This window comes from Leuconostoc sp., from assembly GCF_965300815.1.
In genome coordinates this window covers 1-14,106 of record NZ_CBDKZH010000012.1, presented here as the reverse complement: position 1 = coordinate 14,106, position 14,106 = coordinate 1, and the positions used below count along the sequence as shown (strand labels likewise).

Annotated in this window: 10 protein-coding genes and 1 pseudogene; all 11 read left to right on the top strand. The window is 45.6% G+C overall.

The window, feature by feature from the left end:
* Positions 1-128: 128 nt before the first annotated feature.
* The gene (gene mutL / locus ACW12G_RS01795; protein WP_455647132.1) at positions 129-2,123 is read left to right on the top strand and encodes a DNA mismatch repair endonuclease MutL; all 1,995 of its coding nucleotides are present in this window, start codon (positions 129-131) and stop codon (positions 2,121-2,123) included.
* A 41-nt stretch (positions 2,124-2,164) separates the two neighbouring features.
* On the top strand, positions 2,165-2,677 hold the full coding sequence (locus tag ACW12G_RS01790; protein WP_068851942.1) for a YehS family protein: 513 nt from the start codon (positions 2,165-2,167) through the stop codon (positions 2,675-2,677).
* Between the two features lie 67 nt (positions 2,678-2,744).
* Positions 2,745-3,158, top strand: a complete 414-nt coding sequence (gene ndk / locus ACW12G_RS01785) for a nucleoside-diphosphate kinase (protein WP_261638439.1) — start codon at positions 2,745-2,747, stop codon at positions 3,156-3,158.
* Between the two features lie 118 nt (positions 3,159-3,276).
* Positions 3,277-4,155, top strand: coding sequence for a UDP-N-acetylmuramate dehydrogenase (gene murB / locus ACW12G_RS01780; RefSeq protein WP_029510140.1), 879 nt, complete (start codon positions 3,277-3,279; stop codon positions 4,153-4,155).
* A gap of 3 nt (positions 4,156-4,158) precedes the next feature.
* Positions 4,159-6,255, top strand: coding sequence for a Na+/H+ antiporter (locus ACW12G_RS01775; RefSeq protein ID WP_455647131.1), 2,097 nt, complete (start codon positions 4,159-4,161; stop codon positions 6,253-6,255).
* A 64-nt stretch (positions 6,256-6,319) separates the two neighbouring features.
* Positions 6,320-7,138 carry a diadenylate cyclase CdaA gene (cdaA, locus tag ACW12G_RS01770; protein ID WP_029510142.1) on the top strand — a complete coding sequence of 273 codons (819 nt, stop codon included), beginning with the start codon at positions 6,320-6,322 and terminating at the stop codon, positions 7,136-7,138.
* Positions 7,135-8,154, top strand: coding sequence for a CdaR family protein (locus ACW12G_RS01765; protein WP_455646222.1), 1,020 nt, complete (start codon positions 7,135-7,137; stop codon positions 8,152-8,154). Before cdaA ends, ACW12G_RS01765 begins: the two co-directional genes overlap by 4 nt.
* Before the next feature lie 18 nt (positions 8,155-8,172).
* Entirely contained in the window at positions 8,173-9,537 is a 1,365-nt protein-coding gene (gene glmM, locus ACW12G_RS01760; RefSeq protein ID WP_068851956.1) for a phosphoglucosamine mutase, read from the top strand.
* A gap of 86 nt (positions 9,538-9,623) precedes the next feature.
* Positions 9,624-10,325 (top strand): ribonuclease III, encoded by a 702-nt coding sequence (rnc, locus tag ACW12G_RS01755; RefSeq protein ID WP_029510145.1) that lies wholly within the window; start codon positions 9,624-9,626, stop codon positions 10,323-10,325.
* A 4-nt stretch (positions 10,326-10,329) separates the two neighbouring features.
* Positions 10,330-13,884 (top strand): chromosome segregation protein SMC, encoded by a 3,555-nt coding sequence (gene smc, locus ACW12G_RS01750; RefSeq protein WP_455647130.1) that lies wholly within the window; start codon positions 10,330-10,332, stop codon positions 13,882-13,884.
* A 2-nt stretch (positions 13,885-13,886) separates the two neighbouring features.
* A pseudogene (locus ACW12G_RS01745) lies at positions 13,887-14,106 on the top strand (hypothetical protein); the annotation flags it as partial.

The following is a 14,106-nucleotide window of genomic DNA, read 5'->3' as shown; positions in this document are numbered from 1 at the left end:
ACAACAATTGCTAGCGCAACTAGATCAGTTGGATATTTTAAACATGACACCGATTGATGCGATGAATGCATTGCATACCTTGAAGAAAATGCGACAGTAGGAGGCGTGCCACGTTGCACGGACGTTAAATGGGAAAAATACACGAACTCTCAAACTTATTAGCGAACCAAATCGCAGCGGGTGAAGTAATCGAACGACCGGCTAGTGTCGTCAAAGAATTAGTTGAAAATGCGATTGATGCTGGGGCTACCCAAATTGATGTGGTGGTTGAAAATGCCGGCCAATCACTGATTCGTGTCGTGGACAATGGCACAGGTATTGATCCAGAAGATGTGCCCTTAGCGTTCACGCGGCACGCCACCAGTAAGATTACGGATCGGCATGATTTATTTAATATTGTCTCGCTGGGATTTCGTGGAGAAGCGTTGCCGTCCATTGCCGCTATTGCCGATGTGACGCTGAACACGACAACTGAGACGGCGCCTGCAGGTGTGATGTATCACATCAAGGGTGGGAAGAAAGTGCAGGTGACCCCAGCCAATGGCCGCCGTGGGACTGTGATTTCAGTTCGTGATTTGTTTTATAATACACCGGCTAGATTGAAATACCTCAAACGCCCACAAACAGAATTATCACGTATCACTGATATTATGAATCGGTTGGCATTGGCCTATACGAATATTGCATTTACCGTCACAGCTGATAACAGGCCCTTATTAAAAACCACTGGCAATGGCAATCAGCAACAGGTAATTGCGGCGATTTACGGGCGTGATGTGGCCCAAAAAATGTTAGCGATTGCTGGTGAAGATGATACATTTAATATCACTGGCTTTGTGTCCTTACCAGAATTAACGCGCGGGTCACGTGAGTATTTGACGGTACTAATTAACGGTCGCTTTATTAAAAATTTTGCCGTTTCTAATGCAATCATTCGCGGCTATGGTTCTAAGTTGATGGTCGGGCGTTTTCCGATGGGCGTCATCAATATCAATACGGATCCCTTATTGATTGATGTCAATGTCCATCCGCAAAAATCAGAAATCCGTTTAGCTAAGGAAGAAGAACTGGCAACGTTACTCGTTGAGACGATTAAGGCACGTTTAGCCCAAGAAAATTTAATTCCAGATGCCTATGAAAATTTGTATGGTCAGCAGTCGGTCATCACCGCACATGATCGACCAACACCGCAACAGCAACCTACCCAACAAGCACCGTGGGTAACGGCCAGTGATACCGTCATCCAACCAACTGAACCCGTCAAGGCAAGCGAGACAGCAACTGATCGCTCAGCACAGGTGATTCATATTACGAATTGCACTCAACTCACCAGTGACGCTGTGCAAGCATTTGCGACAAAATACGCCAATGAACCGGCACTAACTGTCTTTGAACAACCGGCGGTGGTCAATCAGGTGACAGAACCAGTAATGCCGTATCAAGCACCGACCGAAAAGGTTGTTCAGGAAACGTTGGACGTCACACCAGCACGGCCGAGTGGCTTTCCAAACTTGGCTTACATTGGGCAAATGCATGGGACTTTTCTCTTTGCACAAAATGAGACCGGCTTATTTTTAATTGATCAACACGCCGCACAGGAACGGGTTAATTATGAATACTATCGTGACATCATTGGTGATGTGTCAGCTGATCAGCAGCGGCTACTCGTCCCAATTACCTTGAATTACGCCACCTCAGATATGCTAAAAATCGCTGACTATGCAGCCGATTTAGCTGCTGTTGGGTTACATCTAGAAACATTTGGGCCCAATACACGCATTGTCCGAGAGCATCCGACGTGGTTTGCCATAAACCAGGTGGCCGAGACGATTCGTGAAATGATTGATTGGTTACTTCGTGATGGGCATCTGACCGTAGCTGAATTTCGTGAACGGACGGCGATTATGATGAGTTGTAAGCGGGCCATTCGGGCTAATATGCATTTATCAGATAGCCAAGCACGCACCTTGCTGGAAACATTATCACAAGCTGAAAACCCGTATAATTGCCCACATGGTCGTCCCGTGTTGACACAATTTACGTTAACTGAGATGGAAAAAATGTTTAAGCGCATTCAAGATGCGCATGAAAAATGGGAAACCTACGATAACCATCCATACTAAACGCAGCGCAGATTTGCGCGGTACATACTAGGAGAAACATTATGAATAATAACGATATTATCATTCGTTTACGTTACGCACTTAATATTAAAAAGACTGACATGCTTAAAATTTTTGAATTGGGTGGCATCACGCTTGATGAAGCGCAATTGACAGCGTTGCTCACCAAGCAAGCCGAAGGAACACCACGTGATGAAAAGGTTGATATGCATACTTTAGAAGCCTTTATGAATGGCTTGATTATTTCACAGCGTGGCCAGAAAATCGGGGCTGATCTCAAGCCAGTGCCACCAACTTTTGATATGACAAAAGAAGATGACATCAATAACGTTGTCATGAAAAAGCTGAAAATTGCGATGTCTTACACCAGTGACGATTATCTTGGCTTTTTAGAAACGGCAGGCATTACCATTTCCAATAACGAGCTAAGTGCCGTCTTGCGCCGGCCAGATCACCGCAATTATAAGCCAGCAGGGGACCGTTACCTGCGCAATATTTTAAAGGGCATGGCCATGACTTACCGACCAGAAGATGTTAAAAAAACAGCGCGTTAAACGTATTGTAAGCGGTTTCTATTCCGTGTAAAATGGAGATAAGGCACAAGACTTGGAGGAAGTAAGTATGACAGAACGTACCTTTATGATGATCAAGCCAGATGGTGTACAACGTGCTAAAGTTGGTGAAATCATTCGCCGTATTGAGGCCAAGGGCTATCGGATTGTGGCCATGAAGATGTTAACGCCAACACCAGAATTGTTGGCGCAGCATTACGCAGAACATGTTGATAAGCCTTTTTATCCTGATTTGGTCACTTATATGACGTCTGGTCCAGTCGTTGCCATGATTGGTGAAGGTGATGAAATCATCGCTGGTTGGCGGAATATGATGGGCGCTACTGATCCAACTAAAGCCTTGCCTGGTACAATTCGTGGTGACTTAGCACGTGCTTGGGATGCTGCCGCTATTATGAATCTGGTCCATGGGTCAGATAGTGAAGCCGCAGCCAAGCGTGAAATTGCGCTCTGGTTTGATTAATCCAAAAAAGCTTGACTTAGCCAAGTGGCGATATGTCAAGCTTTTTTTGTGCAATGTGCGTGGTGAGGCGCAAAGTTTGGTAGAATAGAACTATAGATTCGGAGTTGAGATTTAGAAAATGACAATAGATAATATTACAATATTAAAAAATCAACCACTAGCGCCTTATGCCCACACCCAGGTGGGCGGCGTGGTGGATTATTTAGCAATCCCTAAAACACTGGCCGAATTACAAGCTTTGCTGGCTTGGGCGCGGTCAGCCCAATACCCAATTCATGTTTTTGGCCGTTTATCTAATTTAGTGGTACGCAATGGTGGACTACGCGGTTTGGTAATTTTATTGCACGAATTGCGCGATATTCAAGTTAGTGGTGAGACAATCACTGCTGATGCCGGCGCTGATTTAATTCTTGTGACAGAAATTGCTCTGGAACATGGGTTGACGGGGATGGAATGGGGCGCAGGGATTCCTGGCTCAGTTGGTGGTGCCATCTTTATGAATGCTGGGGCTTATGGCGGACAAACCGACATGGTTGCCACGTCGGTGACAGCCATTATGCCAGATGGGTCATTGCAAACTTTTGCAGCAGATGCGCTGAATTTTGGGTATCGTCAATCCGTTTTCCAAGAAAATGGGGGCGTGATTGTCAGCGCGACGTTTACACTTCAGTCAGATGAACCAACGGCTATTCAAGCACGCATGGATGACAATAATTTCCGTCGCGCCAATAAGCAACCGTTGAATTATCCGTCTAATGGGTCGGTGTTTAAGCGACCAACGGGTTATTTTGCGGGGAAGTTAATTATGGATTCCGGTTTACAAGGAACACGCGTCGGCGGCGTTGAAGTGTCAAGAAAACATGCCGGTTTTATGGTCAACGTTGCCAATGGCACAGGTAATGATTATGAAGATTTAATCCATTTGGTGCAAGCGACCGTTAAAGAAAAATACGGGGTAACACTGGAGACAGAAGTACGTATTATAGGAGAAAGATAAACGATGTGGATACTTGAATTGGTCGTTATTCTGATTGTTTCAGTGACTTTCTCTAATATTATTTCGCACTTTGTGCCGGAAGTGCCGATTAGTCTTTTTCAAATCGTGATTGGGTTATTCTTATCATTATTGTTAGGGGTTAATGTCGACATTGACGCGCATTGGTTCATGTTATTGTTTGTGGCGCCGTTGCTTTATAATGATGCCTGGCGCTTTCCAAAACGTGAATTATGGGAGCTACGTGGTCCCATCTTAGGAAATGCTATCCTGTTAGTCCTACTCACCACGTTAATTGGTGGGTACTTTATTCACTTGTTGATGCCACAATTGCCAAACTCTGTAGCGTTAGCGTTGGCAGCCGTGGTATCGCCAACTGATCCGGTGGCGGTACAAGCCATCGCTAAACGTGTTAGATTACCAGAAAGTGTCTTACATATTGTCGCTGGTGAAAGTTTGATTAACGATGCGAGTGGTTTGGTGAGTTTTAACACGGCCATTAAAGCCACGGTAGTCGGGACATTTTTAATCGGGCAAGCGGTGACGAACTTTTTCTGGATGACCTTCATGGGGCTTATTGTTGGTTTAGCCTTAGGGAGTCTGCTCAGTTGGTTGCGCGATACGTTCGATCGCGTCGGCTTAAATGATGTCGTGTTTCATACAGTGATGACGCTGTTAGCACCATTTTTGATTTATTGGACAGCTGAAGCTGTTTTCCATGCCTCAGGCGTCATTGCCGTAGTAGCTGGTGGGGTGCTGACTAAAATCTTAAGTGATCAGCATATCAACGCGCGGCATCCAGAAATTTCGGTGACGGCGGTTCGTACGTGGGAAATCTTCGTGTATTTGCTCAACGGGATTATTTTCGTGCTGTTGGGGATTGGGTTGCCGCCCATTGTGGTGGCGGTTGTCAAAAACGCACAAATCCATACCGGACAAGCGATTCTCTATGGTGTCATTGTTTGGCTGATTATTTTTACCATTCGGACATTATGGACGTATGGCAATCAGGTCGTGTGGTATCTGCGCAACCGCGATCAAAAACCAACGGTTAAAATGGCCATTATTTCTGGTCTAACGGGTGTTCGTGGGGCGGTGACGATGGCGGCGGTTATGACTGTCCCAGCCGTTATTCAAGATGGTTCGGCATTTCCACAGCGAGATTTGTTGATTTTCATTGCGGCGGTTGTCGTGATTGTTAGTTTATTAGTCGCGACGATTATGTTACCAATTGTCACGAAAGTCCGGTCATCACACGACTTTACGCAGCCAGAAATTTCTGATGCTGAGTTACCGGAGACGGGCGAAGGCCGTGAAGCTGAATTATCAGAATCACGCGCACGTATTTTTGCCATCCAAGTAGGTATTGCAACATTGCGTGAGCAACAAAATGATACCAATCGCGCTGTGGTTTATGAATTGATTACGCGGAAGCAAGCCACAATCGCCCAAATTCGCGAACAGCTTATGGGCGAAAAAGCTGAGGATGTTCAGTTTGATAACTCAGAGTTACGGCGAATTGCTTTGGATGCGCAACGCAATCGGTTGCAGCAATTATTGGTTGAAGAGAAAATTTCAATCTTAATTTTCTCCATTCAATCTCGGCGCCTAGAACGCTTAGAAAAATTAATTGGTGCGGATAAAAAGTTTGATAACTCTGCGCATTGGGTCCGTATTTTAACACGACGAGCTTTGCGTAGTGTCCGGATTTGGTTGTCCGATGAATCAAACAAACAGTTCAAAGCGGAAACCTCATTAGCGATTCGTGAGATGGCTAAGGCTGCGATTAAGGCGTTGTCGCAACACATGGAAAAGTACGATGGTGATACTGTTTTGCACCGTATGGAAAGACAAAATGCTTATGAGCTGATTGTGGTTTACCGCTATCAGATTGAACACGAAAAACATCCCGATACACCAGAACAGCGTGAATTAGATGATAAACAGCGCATGGAACTTGAATTACTCGCTTTAAATGCCCAACGTGAAACGATTCAAGATCTTTACGAACAAGGCCGGATTACACGTCAAGCGGGGATCAATATCCGCCAATTTATCAACTATGCGGAAACAGTAGCGCTAGCAGGTAAAAACGAAGAATAGGGCAACACCGTTCATCGTATTGTTGCCGTCAAGTTATTGCTTAAAATTCAGTAAAGGAAAACCTATGCTATCGTACTTAACCATGTCCAACCTCATGCACGCGGTTGATATTATTATTATTTGGTTCTTACTCTATAAGATTATTCAGTTTGTTGAAGGCACGCGTGCACTCCAAATTTTATTTGGCGTCGGGGCAATTATTTTGGTCAAAGTAGTGAGTTGGTATTTAGGCCTCACAACTTTGTCGTGGGTCATGGATCAATTGATTACTTGGGCGCCAATTGCCTTGGTGGTGATTTTTCAGCAAGAAATTCGTCGCGGTCTGGAAACGTTAGGGCGTGGCTTGACGCTACGACGATCGCATGTTGACAATGCAGAAGAAAATCAACTGATCAAAAGTTTAGATGATGCGCTACAATATATGTCAAAACGGCGTATCGGGGCCTTAATTACAATTGAGCGTGAGACGCAACTGGATGATTACATTAAAACAGGTATTAAGTTGGATGCGGCAATTTCTGGGCAATTACTGATTAATACGTTTATTCCTAATACGCCACTGCATGATGGTGCCGTGATTATTAGTAAAGATCGTATTGCTGCCGCTGCCGCTTATTTGCCACTGTCTGAAAGTGTCCGAATTCCCAAAGAATTAGGCACACGTCATCGTGCCGCGGTTGGTATTTCGGAAGCCAGTGATGCCATTACGGTGGTAGTGTCGGAAGAAACCGGTGAAATATCCATCACGCAAAACGGCGATTTATTGCGCCGTATGGATCAGGAAAGCTACCTTAATTTCTTCAAACATCAGTTCTTGGCATCCGATGAAGATTTGGCAGCTAGAAAACACTGGTGGCAAAAGAAAGGGAGGTCGGCGTCATGAAAAAAGTTGGCCAGTCAAAAATTGTTAACCTTGTGATTTCGTTGGTAATCGCAATTCTCCTCTCAGCGTATGTGTTAAGCACAAAAACGGCGAGTCTCACGTCTAATGGGTCGGATAATTTTTCGACGTTGATACCGGAAAAAAAGGCGACTTTAAAAGTCCCATTGAATTTACAATTTGATAGTGATAATTATGTTGCTGTCGGTGCACCGGCAACGGTCGACGTTGACATTGAAGGGTCAGGGGCTTTAATTTCCGCTACCCAAAGTCGTAATGATATTCAAGCTAGTGCCGATCTACGTGGCCTAAAACCAGGGAAACATACGGTGACGGTTGCGTTACGCGGCGTGAATGCGTCATTGACATCTACGGTAACCCCACAAAAGATTACGGTCACGATTGCCAAGAAGGCCGCTGTGACTTTACCAATTCACGTCAACTATGATCAAAGTAAAATTGCCCAAGGTTACACGGTCAGTGAAGTGGTCAGTGATCCGAAGCGCGTGACGATCAGTGGGCCAAAGACAAATGTGGATGCGGTTGAGACAGTCGCCGCACAAGTGGCATTACAGTCAGGGATTAAAGATACGGTAATTCAGGTTGTCCGTTTGGTGGCTTATGATAAGGATGGTCATGTGGTTGAAGTGAATTTCGACCAAAGGTCAACGACTGTGACAATGGTGATTACACCAGCAGACAGTAAGAAATTATCACTGACACCAACGCTTAAAAATGCCGGTAGCAACAAATATCAAGTCACATTTGATCCAAAAAATGTGACGGCCTATGGTGCTTCTGATATACTTAATGCTATGAGTGATCTGAGCGTGCCGATTGATATCTCGCAAGTTCAAGGTAACGGTACATTGACAGTGACGTTACCGGCGATTGCCGGCATTGTCCGTTATGATGTCAAATCTGTAACGGCACAAGTGACACAAGTCATGGATGGGGATCAGAGTAGTAGTTCATCTTCTGCGACGAGTGCCTCGTCTTCCAGCCATTCAACGAATTAAAAAGAACAGGACAAAACAATGTCAGAAATTAAATTAAAATATTTTGGAACAGACGGTGTGCGTGGTATTGCCAATGACACGTTAACGCCAGAATTGGCTTTCCGTCTCGGACGTGCCGGTGGTGCTATTTTGACACGCCACGCACAAGATGATAAGAAGCCAGTTGTTATTGTTGGCCGTGATACACGTATTTCAGGTGAAATGCTGCAACAAGCCATTATTGCTGGCTTCTTGTCAGTTGGAATTGATGTGTTGCGTTTAGGTGTGATTACAACACCAGCGGTGGCATTTTTGGTGCAAAACCTTGAAGCCGATGCCGGTGTCCAAATCACCGCTTCACATAATCCAGCAGCTGATAATGGGATTAAATTTTTCGGTAATGATGGCTTCAAATTATCCGATGAACTCGAATTTGAGATTGAACAATTGCTAGATAGTCCAGTCGATGATTTGCCACGCCCGAGTGCAGCCGGTTTGGGCGTTGTGAATAATTACCCAGAAGGCGCTTTGAAGTATTTGAGCTTTTTGCAAAAAACAATTCCAACTGATTTGGAAGGGATGCGTATTGCGCTTGACGGCGCTAATGGAGCAACGAGTGGGTTGCTGGCGCATTTGTTTGCTGATTTAAATGCTGACTTTGTGATGATGGGAACGGAACCAAATGGGCTCAACATCAATGACGGTGTCGGCTCAACTCATCCAGAAGCATTGGCAGCCTTTGTGACTGAAAATGACGTTCAGGTTGGCTTGGCTTTTGATGGCGATGGTGATCGGCTGATTGCGGTTGATGAAAATGGTGAGATTGTCGATGGTGACAAGATTATGTACATCACAGGGAAGTTTATGGATGCACAGGGTCGCTTGAAGCACCATACTGTGGTTTCAACTGTGATGAGTAATATTGGTTTTTACAAGGCATTGTCTGAACACGGCATGACGAGTGTGAAAACGGCTGTGGGTGACCGTTATGTCATGGCTGAGATGCTGGCATCTGGTTACAACCTCGGTGGTGAACAATCAGGGCACATTATTTTCAGTGACTGGGCAACAACGGGTGATGGCTTGCTCACAGCACTGCAACTCCTTTATGTCATGAAAGAAACTGGCAAGAAGCTATCAGAATTGGCCGCTGAAGTCCAAATTTACCCACAAAAGTTAGTCAACATTCCAGTTGCGGATAAAATTGCGATCCAACAAGATCCAGCAGTGATCGCAAAGATTGCCGAAGTGGAAATGAAAATGGCTGGTGATGGTCGGGTGCTTGTCCGTGCATCAGGAACTGAGTCACTCTTACGCGTCATGGCTGAAGCCCCAACAGTTGAACAAGTTGATGAATACGTTGAAGAAATCGCAGCAGTTGTGCGTGCACGTGCCAACGGTTAAGATAAAGGAAGTCCCAAGTTTGTGATAAACAGAGGGCTTTTTTTGTTATAATAAAGTATCAAACTATGACTTCAAAGGATAAAATCGTGTCACAAGACAGTTTTAAACAATACTTACGGACCGAATTCAATATTGTATTTCATGATGAGGACTTATTACTAGAAGCGCTCACTCAGCGTAACTACCTGAACGAACATCCGAACGAACCAGGTCGGGACTACCAGCGGTTAGAGTTTTTAGGTGATTCGGTGATGCAAGTCTCAGTTGCCGAATATTTGTTTAAGCGCTATCCCGATTGGCATGAAGGGCAATTAACCGAAATGCGTATTGCCATGGTACAGACACGATCATTCGCCCATTTCTCACGTTTAGTGCATTTGAACGAAGCTGTGCGCTTGGGTAAAGGTGAGGAAATGTCTGGTGCGCGTGAACGTGACTCGTTGTTGGAAGATATCTGGGAAGCCTTTATCGGCGCATTGTATTTGGATCAAGGGGCAGACGCCGTGCAAGAATTTTTAGAGCGCACGTTATTTGCTGCCATTGATACCGGCTTTTTTGATCACTTTATTGACTTTAAAAGTCGCTTACAAGAGAAGTTGCAAGTGAACGGTGCGGTCGTCATTGATTACCAGACAGAACGTGAGCAAGCCATGGCTGATAAAACACAGGTATTTGAAGCGAGTGTCTCTGTTGATGGGCATGAGTTGGCCCGCGGGACTGGCAAGTCGATTAAAGATGCAGAAAAGGCTGCGGCCCGTGCAGCCTTAAAACTATTGGAAGAAAAATAAGCTTATGAAACTTAAATCCCTTGAAATCAGTGGCTTTAAGTCTTTTGCTGATAAAACGGTTATTGAATTTATGCCAGGCATGACTGGCATTGTGGGACCAAATGGTTCTGGAAAATCAAATATTATCGAAGCGATTCGCTGGGTAATGGGTGAACAGAGTGCCAAAGATTTGCGCGGTACCAAAATGGCAGACATCATTTTTGGTGGGACCAATACCCGACCCGCTTTAAATCGGGCCGAGGTCTCGATGACTTTTGATAATACCGATCACTATATCAAATCAGATTTTAGTGAAATTCGTATCACCCGTAAATTGTATCGCTCCGGTGAGAGTAGCTATCAAATTAATGGCGTGGAAAGTCGTTTGCGAGATATTCATGAACTATTTATGGATACTGGCTTGGGACGGGAAAGTTTTTCAATTATTTCACAGGGTCGGGTGGAAAGCATTTTTAATGCTAAACCAGAAGACCGTCGCAGTATTATTGAAGAAGTCGCGGGTGTTTATCAATATAAACAAAATAAACAACGCGCACAAAAGGAATTACAACAAACAACTGATAATTTAGCGCGCGTGGCCGACATTATTCATGAAATTGAAGGCCGAATTGAACCCTTAGCTGAACAATCTGCGCAGGCAACCGATTATATCGCCCAAAAAGCGCGTTTTGACACGTTAGATCGTCTTCGGTTAGCGCTGACACAACAAGCATTAGTTGAACAAAAGGCGCAAGCGACGGCTGAACTCACCCGCCAAGATGCGCAAGTGAACCACACTAAAACAACTGTCGATGCGCTCAATCAAACCTTAGTGCAAAAACGGCAAGCCCGCGTCAATGAACAAAAGACGCGAGATGCCTTGCAAGCCACTATTTTGCAAGAAACGCAAGCCCGTGAGCGACTGATTGGGGCACAAAACCTCAGTTCTCAGCAGCTTGAAACCCTACAGGGAAAAATTGCTGACCAGCAAGTTCGCGCACAAGAGATTGCTGAACGTGTGACCGATCTTGACGCACAACTGCAAGCGGTGACGGCACAACAAACGGCCCTAACGCAGAAACGCCAAGCGTTAAAACGACAACTGACTGCTTTTGACAACCAAGCATCTGCGACCCAACAAGCAACGCTTGAAGCTGACCTTGAGAAAAACCGGCATGCATATATCCAAACAATGCAAACCATTGCCGCCTTACATAATGCGTTACAACATGATGACAAGACGCAACAAGCATTGCAGAGTCGGCAACAAATTCTCCAGCAACGGTTACAACAGGAAGTGGCGAAGCACGAAGAATTGTTGGCAGCTACTGCCGGTGACACACCAACAACAGCCGATGACAGCGATCTGACGGTCTTGTCAATAGAGGTTACCAAGCTCAAGCAACAATTGGCCCAAGCAACGCAAAGTTATCAACAAACTGAAAAGCAATGGTATGCGGCCCTAAATGATTTAAATAAGGCTAAAAGTCAACGCGATGCATTGCATGCGTTAGATGAGTACGCTGGCTTTTATCAAGGTGTCCGGGCGGTCATGCAACCAGCGGTTCGAGCAAAGTTTCCAGGGATCCAAGGGGTGGTTGCTGAATTGTTAGCAGTACCAAGTGACTATACCAAAGCGATTGAAACCGTCCTTGGTGGCGCCTTGCAGCAAATCGTGGTGGATACAACTGACACAGCAAAGCAGGTGATTCGTTATTTGACGCAAAAACGGGCGGGACGGGTCACAATTTTACCCATCGATACCATTAAGCCACGGCGTTTGACTGGTATTGAGCGTATTAAAGAGATGCCAGGCTTCGTTGGGATTGCAGAAGATTTGGTTACGATGCCGGCAGGTATGGCGGGTATTAGCGGTAATTTATTGGGCAATACCGTTGTGGCAGCCACACTAGATGACGCGACGCAAATCGCACGAGCGGGTCAATATCGTTTCCGCGTGGTGAGCCTTGATGGCCAAGTCGTTAATGCTGGGGGCTCGCTAACTGGTGGGGCCAACCAACAACGTGGGGCAACAATTTTAAGTCGTCAGACGGAATTGAAGCAACTCACGGCCCGTGTGGATGAATTAGCCACGCAAGCCCAAACGCTTGAACAACAACTACAAGCACAGCGCGCCACTGGTGACCAGCTACGCGAAGCTTTGCAGACGGCTGAGACCGCGTTCGCCACGGCTAAAAATGAAACAGCCAAGGTAGATTATGAATTATCACGCCGTCAAGATGCGGTCAAACAGCAAGCCCGTGTTGTCCAAGCTTTGCAGTTTGAATTAAACGAGCTGGCAACACAATTGGCCGAAGGCCAAACGCAGGCCACACAAAATCAAACGGCATTGGCAGAGGCGACAACCGCAAAGACCAAACAAGAGGCGGAGACGGCTCGCTTGAATGCGGAACTACAGGCTATTTCACAGCAATCAGAAGCCTCTAATGCGGAAAAAGTAGCCGTGCAAACGGCCTATGCGACGGTGCAAGCCCAACGCGATAGTGTAACCAGCCAAGTGCAATTACTGCAAACACAACATGAGGACTTACTGCAGCAACAAGCTGCAGTAGCCCATACGTTAGCTGACTTACAAGCACAATTACAAGCTGCCAAAGATAATAGCCAAAATGACGCTGTGATTGCAGCAACCACAGCACGTTTAGCAACAGCCCAACAGACGTGTGATGCTACAACACAGCGGATTGCGCTGCTGTCAGATGAGGTGGTGTTGCTGGAAGAGCAGTTAGCCACGCAACAAGAAACCTTACGGGTACAAACTGGGGTCCAGAGTCAATTGGCTGCCCAATTAGCACGCCTTGAAACGCAACTCGACAATAGTCAGTCACAATTATTGACGCAATATGAGACAGTCGACATCGTCGATATTATTGGGACGCATGATGTGCAGGAATTGCCAGCCATTACTGAACAACTTGCACTCGTTAAACGTGGTTTAGACGAGATTGGGACGGTTAACCTGGGCGCGATTGAAGAGTATGAAGCGGTTAAAGCACGCTTTGACTTTTTGACGCAACAGCGCGATGATTTACGACAAGCAAAAGAAATTTTGCTCCAAACAATTGACGAAATGGATGACGAAGTGCGGGTCCGGTTTAAAACGACTTTTGACGCCATTGCAGCGCGTTTCTCAGAAACTTTTGCGCAAATGTTTGGTGGTGGCCAGGCTGAGATTCGCTTGACGGATCCTAAGCACTTGCTGACCACAGGCATTGACATTATTGCCCAACCACCAGGCAAAAAGTTCCAACAAATGAGCTTGTTGTCGGGTGGTGAAAAGGCCTTGACTGCTATGACGTTACTTTTCGCCATTTTGCATGTCCGCCCAGTACCTTTTGTGGTATTTGATGAGGCGGAAGCAGCTTTGGATGAAGCGAACGTGAGTCGCTTTGCCAAATATTTGTTAGATTTTGCCGGCGGTACCCAATTTATTGTCATTACCCATCGGAAAGGGACGATGATGAAAGCCAACCTATTGTATGGCGTGACCATGCAAGAGGCGGGTGTGTCAAAAATGATTGCAGTCGATTTAGATAAAGTAACAGAAAGTGTAGGTTAACGATGGGATTATTTGATATTTTCCGTAAGAAAACTGCGGCCAATCACGAAGCACCAACTGAAGAAACGACGACCAGCACGACGGATGAGACGACGGTCACAACTGATGCCAAGACATCAGAAACTGAAACGGCGACAACACCGGTTGACACATCAAATGAGACTGTGCCACCATTAGCCGAAGCCGAAGAAGTGCCCGAAAAAGAAAACAAAAAAAAAGGAA

What these genes read in the sequence shown, in the direction of transcription:
- mutL (WP_455647132.1), top strand. Translation starts at nt 129, where the DNA reads ATGGGAAAAATACACGAACTCTCAAACTTATTAGCGAACCAAATCGCA.
- ACW12G_RS01790 (WP_068851942.1), top strand. Translation starts at nt 2,165, where the DNA reads ATGAATAATAACGATATTATCATTCGTTTACGTTACGCACTTAATATT.
- ndk (WP_261638439.1), top strand. Translation starts at nt 2,745, where the DNA reads ATGACAGAACGTACCTTTATGATGATCAAGCCAGATGGTGTACAACGT.
- murB (WP_029510140.1), top strand. Translation starts at nt 3,277, where the DNA reads ATGACAATAGATAATATTACAATATTAAAAAATCAACCACTAGCGCCT.
- ACW12G_RS01775 (WP_455647131.1), top strand. Translation starts at nt 4,159, where the DNA reads ATGTGGATACTTGAATTGGTCGTTATTCTGATTGTTTCAGTGACTTTC.
- cdaA (WP_029510142.1), top strand. Translation starts at nt 6,320, where the DNA reads ATGCTATCGTACTTAACCATGTCCAACCTCATGCACGCGGTTGATATT.
- ACW12G_RS01765 (WP_455646222.1), top strand. Translation starts at nt 7,135, where the DNA reads ATGAAAAAAGTTGGCCAGTCAAAAATTGTTAACCTTGTGATTTCGTTG.
- glmM (WP_068851956.1), top strand. Translation starts at nt 8,173, where the DNA reads ATGTCAGAAATTAAATTAAAATATTTTGGAACAGACGGTGTGCGTGGT.
- smc (WP_455647130.1), top strand. Translation starts at nt 10,330, where the DNA reads ATGAAACTTAAATCCCTTGAAATCAGTGGCTTTAAGTCTTTTGCTGAT.